This is a genomic window from Actinoplanes rectilineatus (assembly GCF_000962825.1).
Classification (GTDB): Bacteria; Actinomycetota; Actinomycetes; order Mycobacteriales; family Micromonosporaceae; genus Actinoplanes; species Actinoplanes rectilineatus.
The window spans coordinates 34,152-59,456 of sequence record NZ_JZKF01000025.1 but is presented as its reverse complement, the minus strand read 5'-3'; the positions used below and the strand labels follow the sequence as shown (position 1 = coordinate 59,456).

General features: G+C 70.6%; 21 protein-coding genes and 1 tRNA gene. 10 read left to right on the top strand and 12 right to left on the bottom strand.

The window, feature by feature from the left end; genetic code table 11:
* Positions 1 to 22: 22 nt before the first annotated feature.
* Genes WH85_RS20260 through WH85_RS20240 form a run of 5 tightly spaced genes read right to left on the bottom strand, consistent with a single transcriptional unit; the run spans position 23 to position 4,631 of the window.
* On the bottom strand, positions 23 to 1,132 hold the full coding sequence (locus WH85_RS20260) for a bifunctional RNase H/acid phosphatase (protein WP_045743545.1): 1,110 nt from the start codon (positions 1,130 to 1,132) through the stop codon (positions 23 to 25).
* 5 nt (positions 1,133 to 1,137) lie between these two features.
* Positions 1,138 to 1,872, bottom strand: coding sequence for a zinc ribbon domain-containing protein (locus tag WH85_RS20255; RefSeq protein WP_045743491.1), 735 nt, complete (start codon positions 1,870 to 1,872; stop codon positions 1,138 to 1,140).
* Positions 1,869 to 2,756: a Nif3-like dinuclear metal center hexameric protein gene (locus tag WH85_RS20250; RefSeq protein ID WP_045743490.1), complete on the bottom strand. Its 888-nt coding sequence runs from the start codon at positions 2,754 to 2,756 to the stop codon at positions 1,869 to 1,871. Before WH85_RS20250 ends, WH85_RS20255 begins: the two co-directional genes overlap by 4 nt.
* A 47-nt stretch (positions 2,757 to 2,803) precedes the next feature.
* The gene (locus WH85_RS20245; protein WP_045743544.1) at positions 2,804 to 3,388 is read right to left on the bottom strand and encodes a flavoprotein; all 585 of its coding nucleotides are present in this window, start codon (positions 3,386 to 3,388) and stop codon (positions 2,804 to 2,806) included.
* Positions 3,389 to 3,404: 16 nt separating this feature from the next.
* Complete coding sequence (locus WH85_RS20240; RefSeq protein WP_045743489.1) at positions 3,405 to 4,631, bottom strand: helix-turn-helix domain-containing protein; 1,227 nt, start codon at positions 4,629 to 4,631, stop codon at positions 3,405 to 3,407.
* 217 nt (positions 4,632 to 4,848) lie between these two features.
* Here WH85_RS20240 and WH85_RS20235 point away from each other — a divergent pair, with 217 nt between their 5' ends.
* Together WH85_RS20235 and WH85_RS20230 are read left to right on the top strand one after the other, a co-directional pair.
* Positions 4,849 to 5,493: a bifunctional DNA primase/polymerase gene (locus tag WH85_RS20235; RefSeq protein ID WP_045743488.1), complete on the top strand. Its 645-nt coding sequence runs from the start codon at positions 4,849 to 4,851 to the stop codon at positions 5,491 to 5,493.
* 477 nt (positions 5,494 to 5,970) lie between these two features.
* Positions 5,971 to 7,581 carry a methyl-accepting chemotaxis protein gene (locus WH85_RS20230; protein WP_045743487.1) on the top strand — a complete coding sequence of 537 codons (1,611 nt, stop codon included), beginning with the start codon at positions 5,971 to 5,973 and terminating at the stop codon, positions 7,579 to 7,581.
* Between the two features lie 126 nt (positions 7,582 to 7,707).
* On the opposite strand, the gene WH85_RS47115 is transcribed toward WH85_RS20230, so the two are convergent.
* From WH85_RS47115 to WH85_RS20200, 5 genes are all read right to left on the bottom strand, one after another.
* Entirely contained in the window at positions 7,708 to 7,953 is a 246-nt protein-coding gene (locus tag WH85_RS47115) for a hypothetical protein (RefSeq protein ID WP_052720562.1), read from the bottom strand.
* A gap of 915 nt (positions 7,954 to 8,868) precedes the next feature.
* Positions 8,869 to 8,940: transfer RNA gene (locus WH85_RS20215), tRNA-Val, on the bottom strand.
* A 34-nt stretch (positions 8,941 to 8,974) separates the two neighbouring features.
* Positions 8,975 to 9,436 (bottom strand): peroxiredoxin, encoded by a 462-nt coding sequence (locus WH85_RS20210; protein WP_045743484.1) that lies wholly within the window; start codon positions 9,434 to 9,436, stop codon positions 8,975 to 8,977.
* 52 nt (positions 9,437 to 9,488) lie between these two features.
* Entirely contained in the window at positions 9,489 to 9,920 is a 432-nt protein-coding gene (locus WH85_RS20205; RefSeq protein WP_045743483.1) for a DUF3052 domain-containing protein, read from the bottom strand.
* 107 nt (positions 9,921 to 10,027) lie between these two features.
* The gene (locus WH85_RS20200; RefSeq protein WP_045743482.1) at positions 10,028 to 12,253 is read right to left on the bottom strand and encodes a transketolase C-terminal domain-containing protein; all 2,226 of its coding nucleotides are present in this window, start codon (positions 12,251 to 12,253) and stop codon (positions 10,028 to 10,030) included.
* 62 nt (positions 12,254 to 12,315) lie between these two features.
* Between WH85_RS20200 and WH85_RS20195 the strand changes: the two genes are divergently transcribed.
* The 5 genes from WH85_RS20195 (at position 12,316) to WH85_RS20175 (ending at position 20,396) form a co-directional block, all read left to right on the top strand.
* Positions 12,316 to 12,720: a YjbQ family protein gene (locus WH85_RS20195; protein WP_045743481.1), complete on the top strand. Its 405-nt coding sequence runs from the start codon at positions 12,316 to 12,318 to the stop codon at positions 12,718 to 12,720.
* Positions 12,721 to 13,008: 288 nt separating this feature from the next.
* Complete coding sequence (gene aceE, locus WH85_RS20190) at positions 13,009 to 15,747, top strand: pyruvate dehydrogenase (acetyl-transferring), homodimeric type (protein WP_045743480.1); 2,739 nt, start codon at positions 13,009 to 13,011, stop codon at positions 15,745 to 15,747.
* A 94-nt stretch (positions 15,748 to 15,841) separates the two neighbouring features.
* On the top strand, positions 15,842 to 17,956 hold the full coding sequence (locus WH85_RS20185; RefSeq protein WP_045743479.1) for a methyl-accepting chemotaxis protein: 2,115 nt from the start codon (positions 15,842 to 15,844) through the stop codon (positions 17,954 to 17,956).
* Between the two features lie 70 nt (positions 17,957 to 18,026).
* Positions 18,027 to 19,439 (top strand): glutamate--tRNA ligase, encoded by a 1,413-nt coding sequence (gene gltX, locus WH85_RS20180; protein ID WP_083449126.1) that lies wholly within the window; start codon positions 18,027 to 18,029, stop codon positions 19,437 to 19,439.
* Positions 19,440 to 19,790: 351 nt separating this feature from the next.
* Positions 19,791 to 20,396: a hypothetical protein gene (locus WH85_RS20175; protein WP_245674016.1), complete on the top strand. Its 606-nt coding sequence runs from the start codon at positions 19,791 to 19,793 to the stop codon at positions 20,394 to 20,396.
* A gap of 71 nt (positions 20,397 to 20,467) precedes the next feature.
* On the opposite strand, the gene WH85_RS53025 is transcribed toward WH85_RS20175, so the two are convergent.
* Positions 20,468 to 21,289, bottom strand: coding sequence for a TetR/AcrR family transcriptional regulator (locus tag WH85_RS53025; protein ID WP_245674015.1), 822 nt, complete (start codon positions 21,287 to 21,289; stop codon positions 20,468 to 20,470).
* A 136-nt stretch (positions 21,290 to 21,425) separates the two neighbouring features.
* Positions 21,426 to 21,650 (bottom strand): hypothetical protein, encoded by a 225-nt coding sequence (locus WH85_RS20165; RefSeq protein ID WP_045743476.1) that lies wholly within the window; start codon positions 21,648 to 21,650, stop codon positions 21,426 to 21,428.
* A gap of 400 nt (positions 21,651 to 22,050) precedes the next feature.
* Here WH85_RS20165 and WH85_RS20160 point away from each other — a divergent pair, with 400 nt between their 5' ends.
* From WH85_RS20160 to WH85_RS20150, 3 genes are all read left to right on the top strand, one after another.
* Positions 22,051 to 23,136 carry a PucR family transcriptional regulator gene (locus WH85_RS20160; RefSeq protein WP_083449125.1) on the top strand — a complete coding sequence of 362 codons (1,086 nt, stop codon included), beginning with the start codon at positions 22,051 to 22,053 and terminating at the stop codon, positions 23,134 to 23,136.
* Between the two features lie 192 nt (positions 23,137 to 23,328).
* A complete protein-coding gene (locus tag WH85_RS20155) occupies positions 23,329 to 24,255 on the top strand; it encodes an ACP S-malonyltransferase (protein ID WP_045743475.1) in 927 nt (308 codons plus the stop codon).
* Between the two features lie 52 nt (positions 24,256 to 24,307).
* Positions 24,308 to 25,258, top strand: a complete 951-nt coding sequence (locus tag WH85_RS20150; protein WP_045743474.1) for a beta-ketoacyl-ACP synthase III — start codon at positions 24,308 to 24,310, stop codon at positions 25,256 to 25,258.
* Positions 25,259 to 25,305: the final 47 nt, after the last annotated feature.

Here is a 25,305-nt window from a genome sequence, read left to right as displayed (position 1 = left end):
GTTCCTTGACCTATGGGTGCGTCTAACGCAGGTGGGCGGTCTCGTTGACCGACCGCACCGCGATGTTGCCGTCCGGCCACACGTCCATCGTGGAGACGCCCGCCGCGTCCAGGTAGAGCCGGTGCAGGAACGCGTCACCGGCCGCGAGCGCGTCCCGCAGGATCAGCTTGATCGGTGAGACGTGCGAGACGATCACCACGGTCTTTCCGGGGTACGTGCTGAGCACGGTCGCCAGGACGCCACGGACGCGTTTCGCCACCGTCTGGAAGGACTCCCCGCCGGGCGGGGCGACGCTGGTCGACGCCATCCACGCCGCCATCTCGTCCGGCCAGCCCTCCTGCACCTCGGCGAAGGTGCGGGCCTCCCACGCCCCGAAATCGCATTCGATCAGGTCGTCCATCACGGTCACCGGCAGTCCGCCCACCTCGGCCGAGATGAGCTCGGCGGTCCGCGTACACCGCTGAAGGGGTGAGCTGAGGACGGCCGTGACGTCGCGGCAGATGCCGGCCACCCGCCCGGCCGCGGCCATCGCCTGGGCCTCGCCCTCGTCGGTGAGCGGCACGTCACCGCGGCCGGAGTAGCGGCCCGCCGAGGTCAACGGCGTCGAACCGTGCCGGACCAGGATGATCCGGGTGGCGTTGTCCAGTGACGGCGGCGCCCAGGACAGCGGCGGCTTGGTGTCGCCGAGCACCGGGGCGGAGGCCTCGATCGTGTCCCGCACCGGCTTGCCGGCGGCCTCGTCCATCGCCCGGTTGGCCAGGGCGTCCGCGGCCTTGTTCTTCTCCCGGGGGATCCAGTCGAACGTCACCCGGGCGAACTTGCCGACCAGCACGGCCGCCTCCGCGGCGAGCGGGCGCAGACCCGGGTTCTTGATCTGCCAACGGCCGGACATCTGCTCGACGACCAGCTTCGAGTCCATCCGGACGTCGACCCGGGTCGCGTTCAGCTCGGCGGCGGCCTGCAGGCCGGCGACCAGACCGGAGTACTCCGCGACGTTGTTGGTGGCCACGCCGAGCGAGGCGAACCGCTCCAGCAGGACCTCACCGGTGGCCGCCTCACGGACCACAGCGCCGTACCCGGCCGGCCCGGGATTGCCCCGGGACCCGCCGTCTGCCTCGACGATGACGTGCAGATCCGTCACAGGCCCGACTCCGAGCTGCGCACCATGATCCGGCGGCACTCCTCGCAACGGACCACGTCGTCACGCGGGGCCGCCTTGACCCGGGCCAGGTCGGCGCCGTACAGCTCGATGCGGCAGCCGCCGCAGCGCCCGGCGTACACCAGAGCCGCGCCCAGACCGCTCTCGGTCCGGATCTTGTCGTAGAGGGTGACCAGATCGGCCGGGAGATCCGCGGCGAGCGGAACCCGCGCCGCCGTCTTGAACTCCCGCTCCTTGGTGATCTCCGTGGAACTCTCGTCACGACGGCGCTCGGCGTCCGTGCGGCGGGCGGCGGCCGACGCCAGCCGGCCCTGCACCTCGGCCAGCGTCGCGACCGCGGCCTCCCGCTGCTCCATCAGCTCCAGCTCGGCGTCCTCCAGCTCGGACTGCCGGCGGTTCAGCGTGGCCAGCTCGTGCTGCAGGCCCTCGATCTCGCGCAGCGCGCCACCGGCGTCCAGGCGCTTCTGGTCCTTCTCCTTGCGCTGGCGGACCTGATCGATGTCCTTCTCGAACCGGGTGATGTCCCGGTCCAGGTCGTCGACCGCGACCTGGGCGCGGACCCGCTCGTCCTCCAGCGCGGAGATCTCCCGGGCGGCGGCGTCGATCTCGGCGATCTCCGGCAGGTTCTTGAGCCGGTGCGCGAGCTGGGCCAGGGCGGTGTCGACGGCCTGCAGGTCGAGCAGGCGGCGCTGGGCTTCCGGGGCGGCCTTCACGGGTGGTTCTCCTTCTCCTCAGAAGCGGCATGAACCGGCCGGTCCGCCGCGGAGGCGGCATGGACGGTCCACGGGTCGGTGTCCAGGTCTGACACCACGACGTCGATGGGAAACGCACCGCGCAGCCAGGCGGCCACCTCGTCGAGCCACGGACGCTCGCTCGCCCAGTGTGCGACGTCGAGCAGAGCCGGGCCACCGGCGGCGAGATGCTCGCTCACCGGATGATGCCGCAGGTCGGCACAGAGGTAGGCGTCGGCGCCGGAACGCGCGGCGAGGGACAGGAACGAGTCGCCGGCACCGCCGCAGACGGCAAGCGTGCGGATCACCCGGCCCGGGTCGCCGGCCGCGCGGACCCCCGCGGCGGTGGCCGGCAGGCGCTCGGCCGCGAGAACGGTCAGCTCCTCCAGGGTGATCGGCTCGGGAAGCTCACCGATCCGGCCCACACCGCGGCCTCCACCGGCGGCCGCGCCCTCGGCGGGCGCCAGCGGGCGCAGAGCGGTCAGGCCGAGACGGGCGGCCAGCGCGTCGGACACGCCGGGATCGGCCACGTCGGCGTTGGTGTGCGCGGTGTAGAGCGCCACCCCGGCCCGGATCAGCCGGTGCACGAGGCGGCCCTTGAAGGTGTCCGGCGCGAGCGAGGACACCGGCTTCAGGAAGAGCGGATGGTGCGCGACGATCAGGTCCGCGCCGATCTCCAGCGCCTGGTCGACGGTCTCCGGCACGCAGTCCACCACGCAGAGGACGCGGGAGACCGTGGCGTCGAACTCGCCGAGCACCGGACCGACCCGATCCCAGGACTCGGCCCAGGCCCGCGGGTAACGCTCGTCCAGGGCGCCGACCAGATCGCGGACGGTGGTCTCATTCCGCTCGGTGCAGTCCGTCACGGCGAAACTCTATATCGCTGGGCCGGGGCCGTCGGCGCTGGCTATGGCTAGGAGACCGCCCCCGGCTCGACACGGCCCGCGGCGGTCGTGACCGCGCCGCTGACCGCCTGCAGCGCCCGGCGCCACGGGAACTGACCGCGGAAACGGTCGGTCTGCCCGGGGCCGCCGAGACGGCAGTACTCGTCGCCGTACAACACGTGAACTCCCCAGTCCCGCAACTTGGCGACACTCTCGTGCAACGACGGGTGCAGGGCCATCACCTTGTTGGTGTACGGGACCACGGAGATCGGGACGCCGTAGCCGTACGCCTCCACGAGAAGGCCCAGCACCAGGGTGTCGGTGATCCCGGCGGCCCACTTGTTGACCGTGTTGACGGTGGCCGGCGCGACGATCATCGCGGTCGCCGCCGGCAGCACGTCCGGGTCGCCGGGACTCTTGTACGAGGAGCGGACCGGATGGCCGGTCTGGGCCTGCAGGGCCGCGACGTCGACGAACTTGCGCCCGTCCGGCGTCGTGATCACGCAGACCTCCCAGCCCTCGTCCTGAGCGAGCGCGACGAGGATACCGACGTCCCGGGCCATCGGTGAGCCGCACACCAGCACATACAGCACACCGGGAGAGGGGTTGACCATCACGTGCGGACCCACCTCATACCCCGACTCCCATCTGTTCGGCCAGCTCCGCGATGGGAGCCGGTGGCGTGCCACGGGTACGCCGGAGCACGTCGGAAAGGACCTCATGAGCCAGCGGCCGGCAGCGGATCTCGGCGGGGGCGAGCCGGTCGCCCTCGAGCAACATCTCGCCGGCCTTCTCCATGTCGCCGATCTGCGTGTAGCCCCGCGCGATGTCCAGGTAGTGGTGCGCGCGGCGTTCCGGCAGCATGGCGTGGAACCCCGCCAGGTCGATCCGCTCGTGGGTCTCCACGGCGGTCCGCCCGTCGCCCAGCTCGACCGCGGTCGCCACCCGGTGCAGTTGCACGTTGGTCGGGCCGAAGCAGGTCCAGTAGTGGTTGAAGTCGCCACCCAACTCCAGCGAGGCCTGTTCGGCGCCGCAGAGCAGGTCGCGCACGGTCGCGCTGTCCCCGATCCGGGCCGCCGCCATGGCCCCGTTGAGCAGGAGCATGCCGTAGACCGAGAGCTGTTCCCCGCGGGGACGCTCCGGACCCGGCGCCAGCCGGTTGGCGATGTTGACGTTGACCTCGAGCGCGGGACGGACCCGGCCGAGCGCGAGCAGCGCACTGCCCACCCGGTAACTGGCCAGACCGGCCAGCAGCTGGTCGCCGGCCCGCTGCGAGACCGCGATGGAGCGGTCCGCCGCCAGCCAGGACAGCTCGTGTTCGCCGACCTTGCGCAGTGCCGACGAGGCGATCTGGTAGACCTGCCCGAGCAGGTGGGCCGCGGTCGACGCCTCGTCGCTGTTCGCGTAGGCGCTGTCCGCCGCCTGCGCGTCACGCAGCAGCTTGGGCAGGGTGCGCGCGAGTACGCCGTACTTCGCGTGCTGATAGGTCAGCCAGGCGTGGCTGACCGCCTTCTTCATCTCGGACAGCGGCGGCGCATGCGGCACCGCCTGGAAGAACGCGCTCATCTGGTCATACCGCTCCAGCGCCGCGCGGATCTCCTCGACCTCGACCTGATCGATGCAGTTCTGCGTCTCCGGTTTGCGCTCCACCTCTTTGCCCAGCAGCAGCTGGACATCGACCTGCAGCACATCCGCGATGTCGTACACGACCGAGAACTTGTCGAGTCGGCGGACGCCCCGTTCCACCTTGTCGACCCAGCTCTTGGACTTGCCCAGCCGGTCCGCGAAGACCTGCTGGGACATTTTTCGACGGCCCCGCCAGTAGGCGACGCGGCGGCCGATCGGCAGCTCGTCCACGGTGCCTCCCCACTCGACCGGTGGCTCTTCATACCCGCCGGTCGAGCCATCCGGTGTCACCCGCAGTGTGGACCGTTCACGTCCGTGCGGATCGCACAGCGTGTGTGATCTCCTGCGCACCGAAGCTCGTAGTTTTTCATGCAAGTTGCAGTAGGTGGATCTGACCGACCCAACGACGACCGTCGCGCTGGGATACGGATCCGGGGGTTATCGAGCCATGCAGTGGAACAACCGTCAACCGTTCGTCCCACCGTCACTCCTCGATCGGCTGGATCGCCTTCGTCTGCGCCGCACGGCGTTGCGGTACGCGGAACACGGCTGGTCCGTCACGCCGGGAGCCTGGCTCTCCGGTCACCACTTCGACTGCGGCCGCCCCGGTTGCCGGATCACCGGTTGCCATCCGGCGCTCGACACCTGGACCGAGTCGGCGACCACCGACCCCGCCCGGATCACCGCGTGGTGGCGACGGCGCCCGTACGCCGTCCTGCTCACCACCGGCACCACTTTCGACGTCCTGGAGGTCCCCGCCGCGATGGGCCGGTTCGCCCCGGCCGCCGGGCCCGTCGCGGTGACCGCCACCGGACGCTGGATGTTCTTCGTCGCACCCGGCCGCCCGCTCCGGTCCGAACTGGAACATCGCCTCGACGTGGTCCGGCACGGCACCGGCTCATGGATCCCGGCACCGCCGAGCCGGATGATCGAGGGACCGGTCCGCTGGGTGAACCCGCCCGGCCGGACCGGCTGGCGCCTGCCCGACGCGGGTGAGGTGCAGCAGTCGCTCGCCGCCGTGTTCGGTTCGGCGCGCGGGCCGGGCCCGCTCGTCGTGCCCCGCCAACTGTCGACGTCGCGCCGCTCGGCCTGACACCGTGGCATGCCCGCCCGCCGCCTCACCAGTGGTGGGCGGCTGCCGCCGGGGCTTAACACGGTTACACATGTCAAGGAGCAAGATACCGTGTTCGTACGGTGATCAGGGAATCACACGAAGGGATGATATGCATGAGTGAGTGGGTAGTTATCTCACGAAAATGCTGCTTCATCCCGAATCGGCAGGGCGTTCGTCCGGATCTGTCCCGGCTGCGAGGCCGGTCGATCTCATCCGGGCGGGCCCGCACCGCCGAGGGGAAACCGGCCGGACCCGCCCACCTGCGGGGCGTCCCGCAGGTGTCATAAGGGATCGGAGACGGGCGGGCCGACTTGAGCCCGCCCGCGTTGCGTGCCGGTTGCCTCCGCGGCGAGCCGGCCGATGGGCCGGTCCGCGCCGGTTCCCGGGTTCCGCCGACCCGGCGACCCTCGCCGTGGTTCCCTGACCGGGAGTCCTGTCGCCGTCCGGGAGCCCGCGATGACCACCGCAGCAGTGCCAGCAGGCCGGTTCCGGCCCACCATCGCCTTCAGAATCACCGCGATGGTGGTACTGGCGATCCTCCTGCTCACCGGCCTGGGGATCATGACGATCACCTCGATCACCTCACTGCGCGCCCAGGCCGACGAACAGGCGACGCTGAACGGCGCCAACGCCCAGCTGATCGACCTCGACCTCCAGCAGAGCATGGCCAGCCTGGCGCTGAGCTGGGGGCTGCTGGCCACCACCGAGGCCGAGGGCACCACCGCCAACAACCTGATGACCTCGGTCGTCGAGAAGATCGAGACCGACCTGAGCGAGCTGACCGCCGTCACGCTGCCGACCGCACTGTCCTCCCCGCTCGCCGAGGTGGTCAGCGGCTACCGCGACTACCTGACCGCGGTGCAGGAGAAGATGACGACCGCGGTGAAACTCGACCCGGCGTCCGCCGCGGCGAAAGCGCTGATCGCCGAGGACACCGCGACCTCCGACGCGCTGGGCGAGAAACTGGCCGCCATGCGCCAGCAACTCGCCGAAGCGGTCGCGGCCGGCGACGAGGCCGCCGCCGAACGGGCCACCGGCGTCCGGGTCATGGTCGTGGTGACCCTCATCGTCGCGGCCGTGGTGCTCGGCGGCATCGGCTGGTTCCTGGTCCGCGGCATCCGGTCCGCGCTGACCGGCCTGCGCACCCGGATGGAGGACATCGCCGAGGGCGAAGGCGACCTGACCGCCCGCCTGCCGGAGACCGCCCGCGACGAGACCGGCGACGTGGCCCGCGCCGTCAACCGGTTCATCAGCCGGGTGCAGACCCTGGTGCAGGAGATGGCGAACGCCGCCGAGACCCTGGGCGGTTCGGTCCACACGCTGAGCGCGATGACCACCGAGATGTCCGCGAACGCCGGCGAGACGAACGGTCAGGCCTCCGCCGCCAGCGACGCCGCCGAGGACGTCTCCCGCAACATCTCCACCCTGTCCGCGGGCAGCGAGCAGATGACCGCCTCGATCCGGGAGATCGCCCAGAGCGCCGCCGAAGCCGCCCAGGTCGCCAACACCGCCGTCAACATCGCCGCCACCGCCCGCGGCACGGTCACCGCACTCGCCGACTCCAGCTCCGAGATCGAGAACGTGGTCGCCCTGATCACCAGCATCGCCGAGCAGACCAACCTGCTCGCCCTGAACGCCACCATCGAGGCGGCCCGGGCCGGCGAGTCCGGCAAGGGCTTCGCGGTCGTCGCCGGCGAGGTCAAGGAGCTGGCCCAGGAGACCGCGAAGGCCACCGAGGACATCACCCAGCGGGTCGCCGCCATCCAGTCCGGCACCACCGCCGCCGTGGACGCCATCTCCACCATCGGCGAGATCGTCACCAAGATCAGCGACTACTCCACCACGATCGCCTCCGCCGTCGAGGAACAGACCGCCACCACCAACGAGATGTCCCGCAACGTCTCCGAGGCGGCATCCGGCGCCAACCTGATAGCGGGCAACATCTCCCAGGTGGCCGGCGGCGCCTCCTCGACGTCGGAGGCCGCCGCGGAGGCCGCCCGCACCACGTCGACCGTCTCCACCGTGGTCGAGAACCTCCGCACCACGGTCGGCACGTTCCGCTACTGACCCGTCCGGCTGGACGCCGGGGCTCCGGTGCCGGGAACCGCCCGGCTGGACGCCAGGGCTCCGGTATCGGAAACCGCCCGGCTGGACGCCAGGGCTCCGGTGCCGGGAACCGCCCGGCTCCGGTAGTCACTGGTTTCGTGGGATCTCGTTCCGGCCTTCGACGTCGGCGCCTTCCCGGAACTGATCGCCACCGATCGGCACGCCAGGATTCGAACCCGTCGGCGAACCGATGCCGACGCCCGACCGACGTGACCGGCTCCGGTAGCCGAAGCCCGCGGTCCTGCAGCCGCAGACGACGGCCGAGACGCAGCCGCAGCCGCAGCCGCAGCCGCAGCCGCAGACGACGGCCGAGACAGTCCAGCCGTCGGTCATGGCTGTTCGCCGGACAAGAACCAGCCATGACCGACGGCCCGGGATCACCCAGCCGTCACCCACGGCCGTATCCGACTCACAGACGAACCACAGCCGACGGCCGGGTCAGGCGAGCCGTCGAACACGGTCCATCCGCAAGCCGAAAACGGCCCTGAACGACGGCCGTCACCGTCGCCGAGAGTTGTCGGCGTCTCGGGCGAACCGTGGGCGACGGCCGGGATGCCCGACATGCCGCCCGGCCCCGGTCTGCCGTCCGCCCCGGTCTGCCGCCAGGCCCCGAATACCGCCCGGCCCTCGTCCGCCGTCCGCCCCAGGTCGGTCATCGGCCGGGAGCAGTACCACAACGAGCAACTGAACCCCGAGCAGCTCTGCGAACACAGCGACGTATCGGGCGTCATGAGCTGCCGCAGGGTCGGCACAAAGCGGTGATCGCGTAACACCTGGTCATCGCCACCCGGAGTAGGCGGAGTGGCATTGAAAGCTCTGTGACGAAAACACGCCGACACCCAGGGACCCGCTCCCCAGGAAATGATGGCGGCAAGGCGGTGTTTCTCGTCCGGAACAAGAGCAGGAATCGCAACACTGACGACCACGCGACCCGCCGCACGGGACGCCCGGCTCCAGAGGCAGCCCCGGCTCAGCCGCAAACCACTGCACTCAGCCGCCGATGGGCTGACCCGCCAATAAGCCGAACCCGAGACCCACCCGACACGCGGAGACCCCGCCGGAGAATCCCGCAACAGACCTGGGTAGTGGAGGCGAAAGCCGACGTCGATCAGACGAAAGCCAGGCAGCAACCGAACAGAAAGCCGGCAGCAAGCGATAACGCGGGGCGTCCGGGGGCTCGGCCCCCGGAGCAGACAAGACGAGCGACCAAGGTCCGCGCATTCCGCGGACACAATCCGCCCGAGCTCGTGGGCGCGGTAGGTTTCGAACCTACGACCCCCCGCTTGTAAGGCGGGTGCTCTCCCACTGAGCTACGCGCCCGGCACAGACCACAAACCGGCCGGAGCCGCCAATCTTACCCGAGGGCGGCGACGGCGTCGCGCCAGGACTGCTGGTCGCGGGACTTGCCTATCTCGGCGTGTTCGGCCCAGCGGATGATGCCGTCGCGGTCGATGAGGAACGTGCCGCGGACGGCCACCCCGGCCTGCTCGTCGAGGACGCCGTAGGCGTGGGCCACCTCGCCGTGCGGCCAGAAGTCGGCGAGGAGGGGAAAGTCGAATCCCTCCTGGTCGGCCCACACCTTGTGGCTGAAGAACGAGTCCACGCTGACGGTCAGCACCTGGACGTCGTCGTTCGCGTACGCCGGAAGGTTCTGCTGGATCTCGGTGAGCTCGCCGTGGCAGCGACGGCTGAAGGCGAGCGGGTAGAAGATCAGCAGGACGGCTTTGCGTCCCCGGAAGTCGGCCAGCCTCACCTCTTGGTTGTTCTGGTCCTTGAGGGTGAAGTCGGGCGCGGGCACGCCAACAGAGATCGGCATCCGCTCAGCTTAGGCCTGGGCGGACGCCGACCTCGGCGAGGTGGCAGTGTCGCTACTTCTTCTTGGCGCCCCGGGGGGTGACCAGGCGTGCGCCGGTCCAGTCCTTGCCGGCGTTCACCGTCGAGGTCTGCTGCAGCCCCGCGGTGGGGGCCGACTCGCTGATCTCGCTCGGCTCGACGTGTCCGTCGCGGCCGGCTTTCGGGGTCAGCAGCCACACCACACCGTTGTCGGCGAGGGGGCCGAGGGCGTCGGTGAGAATCTCGAACAGGTCACCGTCGCCGTCGCGGTACCACAACAGCACCGCATCGACGACCTCGTCGGTGTCCTCTTCGACCAACTCTCCAACGCGTTCGGTCAGGGCGTCACGGAGATCCTCGTCGACGTCGTCGTCGTAACCCATCTCCATGACCACCATGTTCGGCTCGAAGCCGAACCGGTCCGCCAGGCTGCGTACGCCGTCGGCCTGACCCGCGGTCGCGCTCACTGTCCAAATCCTCCTAGCCTGAAATCCGTGGAAAATGCACCGGAACCTGGGGGTAGTCCACACACTCCGGGGCTCGGGCGCAAGTGGCGCACCGAGTGTGTGGCAATTTACCGCGCCAGCAGCGTGTGGGCACCCTGTGTGATGGCATCCTCTCCCACGAGAACCTGTTGGGCTGCTGGTCCGAGCGGAACGGGTGAGTCAGCCGCGGCCACTCGGCGTACGGATCCGACAAATGCCCCGTCCACCAGGGCCGCGAGGACACCCTCGCCGACGCCGCCGGATCGCCGGGTCTCGTCGACGATCAGCACCCGCCCGGTTGCCGAGGCCTCTCGGACCAGGTCAGCCGCGGGGAGCGGGCTGAGCCACCTGAGATCCACCACTCGGGAACCGTACCCCTCGGCGGCGAGTTGGGCAGCGACACGGAGCGACATCCGCACCCCGTTGCCGTACGTCACGATGGTCAGATCCTGGGCGGTGCCCAGCCCGTAGGTGCGTGCCCGGCCGATCGGCACGTGGTCCTCGGACCAGGTTCCGGGGGCCGGATAGGGCGCCAGCCACTCGTTGTCGCCTTGTTGATAGAGGTCCCTCGTCGGGTAGAGGGCGACCGGTTCGAGGAAGACGCAGACCGTCCCGTCGGCCCGTGCCGCCGCCAGGCAGGTGCGCAGCATCGGCGCGGCGTCGACCGGGTGGGCGGGCACCGCGACGACCAGGCCGGGCACGTCGCGCAGCGCGGCGACGGTGTTGTCGTTGGCGAGCCGGCCGCCGGGGGCGAGTGGCTGGGCGAACGCCGGGATCCGCAGGACGAGCGGATTCCGGTAGGCCCCGGCGGACAGGAACGCCATCCCGGTCGCCTCGGCCCGCAACTGGTCGATGCCGGTGTCCAGGTCGGCCTGGCCGGTCAGTTCGGGCACCGGCAGCATGCCGGCGAGCCCGGCGCCGAGGGCCGTGCCGAGGATGGTCGTGGTGTCCGGCAGGGTGTCCAGCACCCGGTCCGGGGCGTGCTCGCGCAGCCCGGTGGTGACCCCGTGCCGCCCGCCGCGGGTGGTGCCCGGCCCGAGGACCAGAAGTCCCGGGTCGGCGAGCAGCGCGTCGGTGAGGGTGGCGTTGACGGTCTGCGCCAGTGTCATCGGCCCGGCGTCCTCGGGCAGACGCCCGCCGAAGGCCCTCAGACGGCCGGAGCGTCCCGGACCGGCAGCCCGGGTCGCGGACTCGGTCACGGCGTGTGCGACCCGCAGCGGCCGTCGTGGGGCCAGCGTGGCGGCCACCTCGGCGAGGGAGGCCAGCTTCGGTTCGCCGAGGACCTCCTCGGCGGCTTTGCGGACCTGCCAGCCCACCTCGTCGTACCGGCTGATCGTCTCGTCGGGGGTGAGCAGGCCGGCGGCGACCAGCAGGCCGGCGGCGACGATCAGCGGGTCCCGGTCGAGACCCGGGGTGGTGTCCGGTTCGCCGGGGCCGCCGAGCAGCCGGACGGTGGACAGGTGCAGCAGGGCGGGACGGCGTTCGGCGCGGACGAACGCCGCCGCATCGGCCGCCGCGTCGTACACCGCGGCGGGGTCGCAGCCGTCGGCGAACGAGTACCGCAGGCCGGGCCGGGCGCGCAGGGACGCGGCGACCCAGCCGTCCGGCTCGGGGCCGCCGGGGGTGTCGTCCTCACAGACCAGCAGCAGCGGCAGGGGCACACCGGAACGCTCGTCCCAGCCGGCCGAGTGCAGGGCGGCGGTCGCACCGGGCCCGGACAGGCCGTCGTCGCCGAACGAGGCGACCACGATGGCGTCGTCCGGCCAGGGAGTGCCGGCGGCGCGGGCCAGCACCCGGGCCAGTCCGGCGGCCCGGGGCAGGTGGGCGCCGGGCCCGCCGACCGCCGGGATCAGGTGCAGGGCGGGGCTGCCCAGGGTGAAGTCGCGGCCGCCGGAGCCGGGGTCGCGGACCGACGCGACGACACCGCGCAGAACGTCACGGGCGGCCTCCTCGAGGGACGGGTCCGCTGCGGGACCGCGCGCCGCGCGTACACAGAAGAATGCTGTCGATCGATGGTGCGGGAGGGCGGGATCATCGCCGCGCAGCGCCGCGGCGACCGCGGCGTTGCCCTCGTGACCGGCCGAGCCGAGGCTGTGGAAGCCCTCGTTGAAGCTGCGCAGCCAGCGCGCGGCGAGGTCGAGGTGACGGCTGGTGAGCTGGGCGTCGAAGAGTTCGCGGGCCTGGTCGCCGGTCAACGTGACACCGTCACGGACCGGGTCGCCGGGGGCACGCGACGTGGCGGGGAGAGGCAGGGCCGAGACCGCGTCGCGGAACCGCTCGTCGAGGTTTTGCGGGGTGGTCACGCGATTCAGCATTGCCGAACCGCGCGAACCCTGCCAGTGCGGAAGTGTTCCGGCTCGATCTCTATACATGACACATGCGCACTGAACTGATCACTGTCCGGACCGGTGGCTCGCCCGTGGTCCGGGACATCACCGCCGAGGCGGGGTCCTTCGTGGCCTCCGAGAAGGACGGCCTGCTGCACGTCTTCGTGCCGCACGCGACGGCCGGCATCGCGATCATCGAGACCGGCGCCGGCTCTGACGACGACCTGCTGGCCGCGATCGACCGGCTGCTGCCCACCGAGGACATCTGGCAGCACCGGCACGGTTCGCGCGGTCACGGCCGCGACCACGTGCTGCCCGCCTGGATCACCCCGTTCGCCTCACTGCCGGTGATCGGCGGGCGGATCGCGCTCGGCACCTGGCAGTCGATCTGCCTGGTCGACACCAACGGCGACAACCCCACACGCCAGGTGCGTTTCTCCTTCCTGGCGGGGTGAGATCCCCTTCCGGGGGTACGCGCCGGAGCGCGCCGTCCGTCCCATGAGGGCCGTCCGGGGGTCCCGCCACGCCGGACCGGGCCCGCGGGCAAGGGCCGGACGGTACCTCTTTTGCCTGCCAGTCGCCCCGGAACCGGCAAATTACTGGTCAGTACATGTGTCCCGCGTCGCTGACACCTCGGGTAGGCGTGACGAGGCCCACCGTGAGGGGGCAGGATGGAAGCCTATTCCGAGCGATTCGCCACCTAGGTCGCCCGGTTCCCGACACTCAACCAAGAGGTAATGCCTGTGGCCACGGAGCGCAAGCGCCCGGTGATCAGCGACGGCCTGCCGAGCCAGCTTCCGGACATCGACCCCGAGGAAACCACCGAGTGGGTCGAGTCGCTGGACGGAGTCATCGACGAACGGGGCACCAAAAGAGCCCGGTACGTGATGTTGCGGCTGCTGGAACGGGCCCGGGAGCGACAGGTCGGCGTTCCGCCGCTGAGGTCCACCGACTACATCAACACGATCGCTCCCGAGGACGAACCCTGGTTCCCCGGTGACGAGTTCGTCGAGCGGCGGATCCGCGCCTACGTCCGGTGGAACGCCGCGATGCTGGTGCACCGCGCGCAGCGCCCGGAGATCGGCGTCGGCGGGCACATCTCGTCGTATGCGTCGTCGGCCAGCCTCTACGAGGTCGGCATGAACCACTTCTTCCGCGGCAAGGACCACCCCGGCGGCGGCGACCAGATCTTCTTTCAGGGTCACGCCTCCCCCGGCATGTACGCGCGGGCCTACCTCGAGGGCCGGCTCAGCACCGACCAGCTCGACGGCTTCCGGCAGGAGCTCAGCCACCCCGGTGGCGGTCTCCCGTCGTACCCGCATCCGCGCCTGATGCCGAACTTCTGGGAGTTCCCGACCGTCAGCATGGGCCTGGGCCCGATGAACGCGATCTACCAGGCCCGGTACAACCGGTACCTGCACAACCGCGGCATCAAGGACACCAGCCAGCAGCACGTCTGGGCGTTCCTCGGCGACGGTGAGATGGACGAGGTCGAGTCGCTCGGCGCGATCGGCGTGGCCGCCCGCGAGGAGCTCGACAACCTCACCTTCGTGGTCAACTGCAACCTGCAGCGCCTCGACGGGCCGGTCCGCGGCAACGGCAAGGTCATCCAGGAACTGGAGGGCTTCTTCCGCGGCGCCGGCTGGAACGTCATCAAGGTCGTCTGGGGCCGCGAGTGGGACACCCTGCTCGAGGCGGACGCCGACGGCGCGCTGCGCAACCTGATGAACGTGACGCCCGACGGTGACTACCAGACCTACAAGGGCGAGTCCGGGGCGTACGTCCGGGAGCACTTCTTCGGCCGTGACCAGCGGACCCGCAAGCTCGTCGAGGGCATGACCGACGACGAGATCTGGAACCTCAAGCGGGGCGGTCACGACTACCGCAAGCTCTACGCGGCCTACAAGGCGGCCACCGAGCACACCGGCCAGCCGACCGTGATCCTGGCCAAGACCATCAAGGGCTGGACGCTCGGGTCGCACTTCGAGGCCCGCAACGCCACGCACCAGATGAAGAAGCTGACCCTCGACGACCTCAAGGGCTTCCGCGACCGGCTCTACCTCGACATCAGCGACAAGCAGCTCGAGGAGAACCCGTACCTCCCGCCGTACTACCACCCCGGCGAGAAGTCCGACGAGATGCAGTACATGCTGCAGCGCCGTCGTGAGCTGGGCGGGTCCATCCCGAGCCGGCGCACCAAGGCCAAGTCGCTGGCGATCCCGAACTCCGACGCGTTCAGCTTCCTCAAGAAGGGCAGCGGCAAGCAGAAGGTCGCCACCACGATGGCCTTCGTCCGCCTGCTCAAGGACCTGATGAAGGACAAGGAGTTCGGCGCCCGGTGGGTGCCGATCATCCCGGACGAGGCCCGTACCTTCGGCATGGACTCGCTCTTCCCGACCAAGAAGATCTACTCGCCGCACGGCCAGAACTACACCTCCGTGGACCGGGACCTGTTCCTGTCCTACAAGGAGGCGACCAACGGCCAGATCCTGCACGAGGGCATCAACGAGGCCGGTTCCACCGCGAGCTTCATCGCCGCCGGTACGTCGTACGCGACGCACGACGAGCCGATGATCCCGCTGTACATCTTCTACTCGATGTTCGGCTTCCAGCGGACCGCGGACGAGCTGTGGGCGGCCGCGGACCAGATGACCCGGGGCTTCCTGCTCGGCGCGACCGCGGGGCGGACCACGCTCAACGGTGAGGGCCTGCAGCACGAGGACGGGCACTCGCTGCTGATCGCGGCGACGAACCCGGCTGTCGTGTCGTACGACCCAGCGTTCGGGTACGAGATCGCGCACATCATGGAGGACGGCCTCCACCGGATGTACGGCGAGAAGCAGGAGAACATCTTCTACTACCTCACGATCTACAACGAGCCGGCGCTTCAGCCCGCCGAGCCCGCGAACGTGGACCGGGAGGGCCTGCTCAAGGGCATCTACCGGTACAGCGAGGGTCCGTCGACCACCGGCCCGAAGGCGCAGCTGCTCGCCTCCGGCACCGGCATGCGCTGGGCGCTCAAGGCCCAGGAGCTGCTGGCTCAGGACTGGGGCGTGAGCGCCGACGTCTGGTCGGTCACCTCCTGGACCGAGCTGCGCCGCGACGCGATCGAGGCCGAGGAGCACAACCTGCTCCACCCGAGCGACACCCCGCGCAAGCCGTTCGTCCTGCAGAAGCTGGAGGACACCGAGGGTCCCGCGGTGGCCGTCAGCGACTGGATGCGGGCGGTTCCGGACCTGATCGCCCGGTGGGCGCCGAACGGCTGGACCTCGCTGGGCACCGACGGTTTCGGCATGAGCGACACCCGGCACGCACTGCGCCGCCACTTCCACGTGGACGGCGAGTCGGTCACCGTCGCGACCCTGCGGGAACTGGCCCTCAAGGGCAAGATCCCGGCGCACGTGCCGGCCGAGGCCGCCAAGAAGTACGCGATCGACGACGTCAACGCGGCGCCGGTGGGCGAGACCGGTGGCGACAGCTGATCGCCGCGCTTGAACCGATCACGATGTGATGAAGCCCGCCGTGCATGCGGCGGGCTTCGCTCATTGCCGGGAGTAATTCGCCGATACACCCTTTGTGAGCCTTCGCATCAGTCACAAACTGCTTCTTCTCGGACTCGGCAGCGTCCTGGCGACCGCCCTCGTGCTGGTCCTGGTCGGCGCCTGGCGCAGCGCCGAGTTCGCCGAAAGCACCGAGAAGGAGGTGCTGAAGCAGAACCAGGCCTCGCTGGCGGCGAGCGCCAAGGACGCCAGCACCCTGGTCCAGACGGTCGGGGACGAGGTGCAGAACGGCGTCGACGCCAGCATGACGACCGCTTCCGGCCTGCTTTCGCAGCTCGGTGGAATGGTCAAGACCGCGGGGACCTACACCTGGTCGGCGATCAACCAGGTGACCACGACGGCGAAGAGCGTCACCCTGCCCCGCATGGCGATCGACGGCAAGGCGCTCGGGCAGAACACCAACCTCAAGGTCACCACGCCCTACGTCGACCGGGTCAAACAACTGACCAGCGCCGACGTGACCATCTTCCAGATGATGAACGGCGACACCGGCCTGCTGCGGATCGCCACCACGGTGAAGTCCGCCAAGGGCACCCGGGCGATCGGCACGTACATCCCGTCGTCCGCCGACGGCAAGGCCAACGCGGTGTACACCGCGATCAAGGCCGGCAAGACCTACCGCGGTGTCGCCTCGGTGGTCGGTACGCCGTACATCACCGTCTACGAGCCCATCAAGAGCGGCAACACGGTGATCGGCGCGCTCTTCGTCGGCGTGCCGCAGAGTTCCGCACTGGAGACCCTGACCTCGGCGATCGGCGAGACGACGATCCAGACCAACGGCTGGCTCGCCACGTACAGCACCGCCGCCGCGGACGCCGGCCGGGTGGTCGCCTCCAGCATCGAGGCCGCGGTCGGCCAGACCTTCCTCGACGCGACCGACGCCAACGGTGTCACGTACGTCCAGGAGATCGTGGCCGCGGCGCCCTCCCTCACCGACGGCCAGACGTGGCAGGGCACCTACAAACTGGCCGGAGCGGCCGGCGGTGAACCCGCGTCGACCACCATCACGGTGGCCTACTACGCGCCGTACCAGTGGGCGGTCGCGGTCGGCGGCTACGGGCCGGACTCCGCCACCGCGGTGACCGTGGTCCGCGACGGCCGCAGCGCGATGCTCACCTGGTTCGTGGTCGCCGCCGTGCTGCTCGCCCTGCTCGGCGCGGCCGTGGCCTGGTGGCAGGCGTCCCGGATCGCCGGGCGGATCAGCGGCCTGACCGGTGCGCTGCGCCGACTCGCCGACCGGGACCTGACCGTCACGGTGAACGACAAGGGCACCGACGAGATCGGCGAGGCGGCCACCGCGCTGAACACCGCCTCGGCCCAGCTGCGCACGGTGATGCAGGAGGTGACCTCCGCGTCGGCCGAGGTGTCCAACACCGCCCAGCAGGTCGCCACCACCGGCAGCGAGCTGACGTACGCGGCGGACACCGCCGCCGAGCGGGTCGGCACGGTCAGCAACGCGGCGGACACCGTCTCGCACGTGGTGCAGACGGTGGCCGCCGGCGCCGAGGAGATGGGCGCGTCGATCGGCGAGATCTCGCACAACGCCCAGGAGGCGGCGCAGGCCGGCCGGGACGGTGTCGGCCTCACCGCGGCCGCGGCGGACGTCATCACCGAGCTGCGCGCCTCCACCGGGAAGATCACCGACGTGGTGCAGCTGATCGCCACCATCGCCGAGCAGACCAACCTGCTCGCCCTGAACGCCACCATCGAGGCGGCCCGGGCCGGCGAGACCGGCAAGGGCTTCGCGGTCGTCGCCAACGAGGTCAAGGAGCTGGCCCAGGAGACCGCCCGGGCCACCGAGGACGTCACCTCCCGGGTCGCCGCCATCGACTCGGACACCGCCCGCGCGGTCCAGGCGATCGACGCGATCTCGCAGCGGATCGCCCAGGTCAACGACTACCAGACGGCGATCGCGGCGGCGGTCGAGGAGCAGGCGGCCACCACCGCCGAGATGGCCCGCAACATCTCCGAGGCGGCCGGCGGCAGCCGGGACATCGCGGAGGGCATCGGCACGGTCAGCGGCGCGATGCAGAGCACCCGCGAGTCGGTCACCATCTCGCACCAGGCCGCCGACGAGCTGGCCAAGACCGCCCAGCGTCTCGACGGGCTGGTCGGCCGCTTCACGGTCTGATCCGGCGTTTCCGCCCGGCATCCCACGATGCCGGGCGGAAACGGCTTTCGGCCCTGGGTAGTCTGGGGCGGTGACTGTTCGCGTACGTTTCGCACCCTCCCCCACCGGCATGTTCCACGTCGGCGGCGCCCGGTCGGCGCTGCAGAACTGGATCTACGCCCAGCAACAGGGCGGGGTGTTCGTGCTCCGGATCGAGGACACCGACGCAGCCCGCAACAAGCCGGAGTGGACCGAGGGCATCATCTCGGCACTCGACTGGATCGGCATCGAACGCGGGACGTATGAGGGCCCCTACTACCAGTCCTCCTACGCGGCCGACCACACCGCCGCCGCCACCCGGCTCTACGGCGAGGCCAAGGCGTACTACTGCGACTGCAAGCGCGACGACGTGATCGCGCGGACCGGCAACACCCACACCGGCTACGACGGGTTCTGCCGTGAGCGCGCGCTCGGCCCCGGCGAGGGTCGCGCCCTGCGCTTCCGCACGCCGGACACCGGCGAGACCGTGGTGATCGACCTGGTCCGCGGCAAGCCCACCTTCGAGAACAAGCTGATCGAGGACTTCGTCATCGCCCGCAGCGACGGCTCGGCGGTGTTCCTGCTGGCCAACGTGGTCGACGACATGAGCATGGGCATCACCCACGTGTTCCGCGCCGAGGAGCACCTGCCGAACACCCCCAAGCAGCAGCTGCTCTGGGAGGCGCTGGGTGTCACGCCGCCGGTCTGGGGCCACGTCCCCGTGATCGTCAACGAGAAGCGGCAGAAACTCTCCAAGCGCCGCGACAAGGTCGCCCTGGAGTCCTACCGCGACGAGGGTTACCTCGCCGCCGCGATGCGCAACTACCTGATGCTGCTCGGCTGGGCGCCCACCGGCGACCGGGAGATCGTCCCGTGGTCGGTCGTCGAGGAGGAGTACCGGATCGAGGACGTCAACCACGCGCCGGCGTTCTTCGACGTCAAGAAGCTGCGGGCGTTCAACGGCGAGTACATCCGGGCGCTCACCCAGGACGAGTTCATCCAGGTCTGCGCGCCCTGGCTGAGTGGCACCGACACCATCCCGGCCCCGCGCTGGGAGACCGCGAAGTTCGACATCGCGGTGTTCGCCGCGATCGCCCCGCTGGCGCAGACCCGCATCGCGGTGCTCTCCGAGATCGTCGACTATGTGGACTTCCTCTTCCTCGACGAGCCGGTGCACGACGAGGCCTCCTGGGCCAAGGCGATGAAGGAGGGCGCGGCGGACATCCTGACCGCCACGTCCGCCGCGTTCGCCGCGCTGCCGGAGTGGTCGGCCGACGCGCTGAAGGCGGCTCTCGAGCAGGTCGGCGAGGCCCGAGGTCTCAAGTTGGGCAAGACTCAGGCGCCGGTCCGGGTCGCCGCGACCGGGCGCACCATCGGTCTGCCGCTGTTCGAGTCGCTCGAGGCCCTCGGCCGGGAGCGCACCATCACCCGCCTGGACGCCGCCCTGGCGAAGCTTTCGTCCTGATTCGCCGACAATAGTCGCGTTCGACGACCGGGGAACACCACCGGTCGTCGAACGGGACGAAACTGTCCGCTACCAGGGTGACCGCTGCCCCCGCCGGTTGCACGACATGGGTACTATTCGGCGGCTGATCAACGGCCGTTCCGGCTCCGTCCCCCCTCATGGCTCCAATTCACCCTGCCTCGAGATGCGCGCGGGGCGGTGTCCGGGGAGGCTGGAGACCTGGGCCTTCGCACCGGCGCTACCGCCGGTTCATGAGCAGCGTGTTCACTGGTCCATGTCCATCCACACGGGGCGGGAGGTCGGATGGTGCGAGGGACGGTCACGAGGGCGGTGTCCGCGGTCGGAGCCTTGATGGTGACGTTCGCGCTACTGCTCGGCGTCGTGCCGGGCGCGGCACACGCCGCGCCGAAAACGACGAAACCCACGGCGATCAAGATCGATGGCAAGGAGATCGCCGAGGAGATCATGGTGCAGGAGGAGGCTCAGCCTCGCCTGTTCCAGATGCTGTTCAGCGAGGTCGGCTGGTTGTCCGCGGCCAAGCCGCAGACCACGGCGCCGAAATCGTCGGAACTCGGACCGAAATACACGGTCACCCTGCTGGTCAAGGAATCGCCCAGCCAGGTCTACGACCTCTACCCGCTGGCGACCGGCGGCCCCCGGGCCTACCGGCCGGCCAAGCAGCCTTCCGGCAAGAAGACCGCCGGCTGGTTCTACGGACGGCTGTCCATGTCCGAGGCGCTGCGCCTCGGCGGGGCCCCGCTGGAGGCCAAGCCGGACGTCGTCAACGGCGGCATCGGCGGCGGCTTCGGCGAGGACATCAAGGCAGTCGACCCGATGGACACCGTCAACGACGCGTTCACCGAGTTCCGCCAGCTGTTCCTGCTGAACGGCGCGGTCCTGCTGGCGATCATGGTCGGCCTGGCCGGCATGGCGTTCCTGATCCGCCGGCGGATCTAGCCACACCACGCACATCACCGGGCCCGGCCGACTCATCGGCCGGGCCCGGTCGCTTTTCCGCGCAGGCCCTTTCAGACCTTTCTCGGGTACGGGAGAGCGCACTCGACCAGGCGCACCAGATCATCGAGGTCGGCGTCGAACTCGGCGTCGGCGCGCGCCCGGACGGCGGCCGGATCGGGCTCCTCCTGATCAGGGTCCGTCAGTCCAGAATCCGCCCGCTCGATATCCTTCGGCCCGGGATCCACCTGCTCCGCATACGCCGGCCCGGGATCTGCCCGCTCCGCATACGCCGGCTCGGGATCTACCCGCTCCGCATACGCCGGCTCGGGAGGCTGCCCGATGGAGGCCGTGGCGAACCGGGAGGTCCGGGGCGGGGCGGGGCCGGGTTCCGGGCCGGGAGTTACGGGTGGGATGGGAACGGGCGCCGCGGGCAGGCCACCGGTCACCTCCCCGGTGGTGTAGCCGAGCAGGAACGCGCAGATCATCCGGGCCATCCGGGGCACCCCCGCCGGCGGCACGCCCGCATCGTGCAGCACCCCGCGCAGCGCCGCGGTCAGCCACGACGCCGACGCGCCCGCCGCCGACCGGTTGAGCAGCAGCGGGAAAGCACTCGGATGCGCCCCGGCCAGCGCGCGAACCGCCCGCCCGAGGGCACGCAGCCGGCGTCGCCAGTCGATGTCCGCGAGATCGCCGCCGACCGCCGAGCCCAACTCCAGGTTGAGCAGGTCGACGAGGCCGTCGAGCAGGGCGTCCTTGCCACCGACGTACGGGTACAACGCCATCGAGGTGAGCCCGACACGTTCGGCGACCGCCCGCATCGACATGGCCGCGAGTCCGCGCTCGTCCACGAGAGCGAGTGCCTGGTCGAGAATCAGCCGCCTCTTGTCGTCCACCGCGACAACCTGATCAGGCCCGGACCCCGCGGCCCGGGAAACGCGCCCGAAACAGGCTTCCGCTCACTCGTTCGGGGACGACCGGGGGAGGTGTGGCGTCAGATGCGACGGCGGCTGACGCGTACCCCCAAGAGAATCAGCACCAACGGCCCGGAGGCCGGCCTCGCCCGGCTGCACGACGCCGTGGCCGCACCGCGCCGTGCAGATGTGCGCCGGCCCATCCGCGCAGTTCGGTCCGGCAACCGACCCGCCCGGTGACCTCGTTGTCGACAGGCTCCTCGTCGGCCGGCGTGACCGCCGGCATGTCGTCGAGGGGGGCTTCGCTGTCGGTACGCGGAAACGACTCGTCCCGCTCCATCATCTCGCCTCCTCGATCCGTGTCCTCGACACCGGCTTCCCCCGGCACCGCATCTTCATCGGCACCGGGGCGCCCGGTGTTAACCCTCAGCCCGGACCGCACTCGTCCGACACCTTGCCAGGTCACCGACCGAAATCGCGGCAGAGGCGCACCGCTACTCCCGTCAAATGTCATAAAAACGCCTAAAGTTCTGGCCTGGAGGGCTCTCCCGGCGTGTCATCCGCATGCCGGAGGCGGGTACCCACACCGGCCGGACCCGCCGTGACACCCTGGGCCGGTGGCAGACACCGCCCGAAACGACAATCCTCCTCCCCCCGCACCGGATGCGAATCCGCTGCGCCCGGACACGCTGCGCCGGATAGAACGGCAGGCCGGAGCCCTCGCCAGCGGCGCGATCAGCCGGATGGACGAGACCCTCCCCTGGTTCCGGGCACTGCCGGCCGATCAGCGGGCCTGGGTGATGCTCGTCGCACAGGCCGGCGTCCGGTCGCTGGTCGAGTGGCTGCGCTCGGGTGGCACGGTCGCCGAGACGCAGGAGATCTCCGACGAGGTGTTCGCCGCGGCGCCGCGCGCCCTGGCCCGGGTGATCACGCTGACCCACACCGTCCAGCTGATCAAGGTGACCATCGACGTCGCCGAGGCCGAGGTGCCCAGTTTCGCCGAGGAGGGCGAGCAGGAGGCGCTGCTGCGGGCGATCCTGCGGTTCTCCCGGGAGATCGCCTTCTCGGCCGCCCGGGTGTACGCGCGGGCCGCCGAGTCCCGGGGCGCCTGGGACGCCCGGCTGCAGGCCCTGCTGGTCGACGCGCTGCTGCGGGGCGACTCCTCGGACGTGCTGGCCAGCCGGGCGGCCGCACTGGGCTGGGCGGACGCGCCGCCGGTGACGGTGGTGGTGGGGCGTACGCCGGGCGGGGACATCGCCGCCGTGCTGCACGCGGTCTACCGGGCGGCGCGGCGCGCCCGGCTCGAGGTGATCGGCGGCGTGCACGGCGACCGGCTGGTGGTGGTGGCCGGTGGCGCGGCCAACCCGCTGGCGACCGCGTCCGCCCTGGCGTCCAGTTTCGGCGAGGGCCCGGTGGTGGTCGGCCCGGCGGTGCCGTCCCTGGATCAGGCGACCGAGTCGGCCCGCGCCGCGCTCTCCGGGTTCCGGGTGGCGGCGGCGTGGCCGGGGGCGCCGAACCCGGTGGCCGCCGACGACCTGCTGCCGGAGCGGGTGCTGGCCGGCGACATGGACGCCCGGCGGCAGCTGCGGCACGACGTGTTCGGGGCGCTGTCGCGGGCCGGCAGCGGACTGCTGGAGACGCTCGACGCATTTTTCTCGGCCGGGGGCGTGCTGGAGAGTGCCGCCCGGGAGTTGTACGTGCATCCGAACACCGTGCGGTACCGCCTGAAGCGGGTCGCGGAGGTGACCGCGCTGTCCCCGCTGGACGGCCGGGACGCTTTCGCCCTGCGGATGGCGCTCACGATCGGCCGGATGGATCCGGTGTCCTGAACCCGCAAGAGGGTCACTCTTCCGGGTGAACGACCGGCGTATCGCCTACCAGCAACAAACGACCACGACCCCAAAAGCGGATAAAGTTACCCAAGTCGTCCACCCTTTTGTAGGTTTCCTACAACCCTCATCGTAGGGATTGGTAGCCCCCGGCAACCCCGGAACGGCCTCCGATCCGGGAGAGTCAACAACGTGCTCGCCGTACTCTCGCCTGGCCAGGGCTCACAGAAGCCAGGCTTCCTCACTCCGTGGCTCGACCTCCCCGGTGCTGCCGACCGTCTCCGTGACTGGTCCGGCCATGCCGGCGTCGACCTGATCCATCTCGGCACCGAGGCGGACGCCGAGGAGATCAAGGACACCGCGCGGACTCAGCCCCTGCTGATAGCCGCCGCTCTGCTCGCCGCGGAACACCTGCCGCTCGCGGGCTCCGTCGTCGTCGCCGGCCACAGCGTCGGTGAGCTCGGCGCGGCCTCGGTCGCCGGCGTGCTGCCGGCGGAGGCCGCGATCACGCTGGCCGGAGTCCGCGGACGGGCGATGGCCGCGGCCTGCGCCCTGGAGCAGTCCGGCATGAGCGCCGTCCTGGGCGGCGACCCGGACGAGGTGGTCGCCACCATCGAGAAGCACGGGCTGCACGCGGCCAACCGCAACGGCGCCGGCCAGATCGTCGCGGCCGGCTCGCTCGAAGGGCTCGCCGCGTTCGCCGCCGAGCCGCCGGAGAAAGCCAAGATCGTCGCGCTGAAGGTCGCCGGGGCGTTCCACACGCCGTACATGGCGCCCGCCGAGTCCGAGCTGGCCGCCGCCGCGGCCGGCATCGAGGCCCACGACCCCGGCCGGACGCTGCTCTCCAACTTCGACGGCACCGCCGTCACCGAGGGCCGGGAGGTGCTGCGGCGCCTGGTCCAGCAGGTCACCTCGCCGGTGCGCTGGGACCTCTGCATGAACACGTTGAAGGAGCTGGGCGTCACCGGCATCATCGAGCTGCCGCCGGCCGGCACGCTCGCCGGCCTGGTCAAGCGCGAGTTCCGGCCGATCGGCGTCCCGGAGACGGTCACCCTGAACACCCCGGACGACCTGCCCGCGGCCCTCGACCTGATCGCACGGCACAGCGCACAGCAATGACACACCCCACACACCACCCCGTTGCGCTCGCCGCGCCCCAAGGAGGAACACGATGACGGGTTCCCGCATCGTCGCGATGGGCCACTACCAGCCCTCTCGCGTGGTCACCAACGACGACCTGGCCATGACCCTGGACACGAACGACGCGTGGATCCGGGACCGGGTCGGGATCGCCGAGCGGCGCATCGCCGACCACGCCGAGTCGGTCGCCGACATGGCCACCATCGCCGCCGAGAAGGCGCTCGCCGCCTCCGGCATCGCGGCCACCGACATCGACCTGGTCGTCGTGGCCACCTGCTCGGCGATCGACCGGTGCCCGAACGTGGCCGCCGAGGTCTCGCACCGGCTCGGCATCCTCGCCCCGGGCGCGTTCGACATCAACACCGCCTGCTCCGGTTTCTCGTACGCGCTGGGCAACGCCGACAACGCGATCCGGGCCGGCGCCTCGCGCAACGCCCTGGTGATCGGCGCGGAGAAGCTGTCCGACGTGATCGACTGGTCGGACCGCACCACCGCCATCCTGTTCGGCGACGCCGCCGGTGCCGCGGTCCTGACCGCCACCGCCGACGACGAGGAGCACGGCGTCGGGCCGGTCATCTGGGGATCCGCCCCGGAGAAGGGCGAGGCCCTGACCATCGCGGGCTGGCGGCCGTACATCAAGCAGAACGGCCAGTCGGTCTTCCGCTGGGCCACCACCGCTCTCGCGCCGTTCGCGCTCGAGGCGTGCCGTCGGGCCGGGGTCGACCCGTCCGAACTGGCCGCGTTCGTGCCGCACCAGGCGAACACCCGCATCATCGACGCCATCGTGAAGAAGCTCGGCGTCGGGCCCGACACGATCGTCGTCAAGGACCTCGTCGAGTCCGGGAACACCTCGGCCGCGAGCGTCCCCCTGGCCCTGTCCAAGCTGATCGAGCGCCGTGAGGTGCCCTCCGGGGCACCGGTGCTGCTCTTCGGCTTCGGCGGCGGCCTCACCTACGCCGGACAGGTCATCCGCTGCCCGTGAGCAGCACCCTTCCGTCGACACATCGCACCATCGAGAGGAAAGAATCC

Excerpts from the sequence above, each read along its gene's own strand:
- WH85_RS20200 (WP_045743482.1), bottom strand. The coding sequence starts at position 12,253 with ATGCTGAATCGCGTGACCACCCCGCAAAACCTCGACGAGCGGTTCCGC.
- WH85_RS20150 (WP_045743474.1), top strand. The coding sequence starts at position 24,308 with ATGACGGGTTCCCGCATCGTCGCGATGGGCCACTACCAGCCCTCTCGC.
- WH85_RS20245 (WP_045743544.1), bottom strand. The coding sequence starts at position 3,388 with ATGGTCAACCCCTCTCCCGGTGTGCTGTATGTGCTGGTGTGCGGCTCA.
- WH85_RS20175 (WP_245674016.1), top strand. The coding sequence starts at position 19,791 with ATGGTGACGTTCGCGCTACTGCTCGGCGTCGTGCCGGGCGCGGCACAC.
- WH85_RS20230 (WP_045743487.1), top strand. The coding sequence starts at position 5,971 with ATGACCACCGCAGCAGTGCCAGCAGGCCGGTTCCGGCCCACCATCGCC.
- WH85_RS20165 (WP_045743476.1), bottom strand. The coding sequence starts at position 21,650 with ATGATGGAGCGGGACGAGTCGTTTCCGCGTACCGACAGCGAAGCCCCC.
- WH85_RS20210 (WP_045743484.1), bottom strand. The coding sequence starts at position 9,436 with ATGCCGATCTCTGTTGGCGTGCCCGCGCCCGACTTCACCCTCAAGGAC.
- WH85_RS47115 (WP_052720562.1), bottom strand. The coding sequence starts at position 7,953 with ATGACCGACGGCTGGACTGTCTCGGCCGTCGTCTGCGGCTGCGGCTGC.
- WH85_RS20235 (WP_045743488.1), top strand. The coding sequence starts at position 4,849 with ATGCAGTGGAACAACCGTCAACCGTTCGTCCCACCGTCACTCCTCGAT.
- WH85_RS20160 (WP_083449125.1), top strand. The coding sequence starts at position 22,051 with ATGGACGAGACCCTCCCCTGGTTCCGGGCACTGCCGGCCGATCAGCGG.
- WH85_RS20195 (WP_045743481.1), top strand. The coding sequence starts at position 12,316 with ATGCGCACTGAACTGATCACTGTCCGGACCGGTGGCTCGCCCGTGGTC.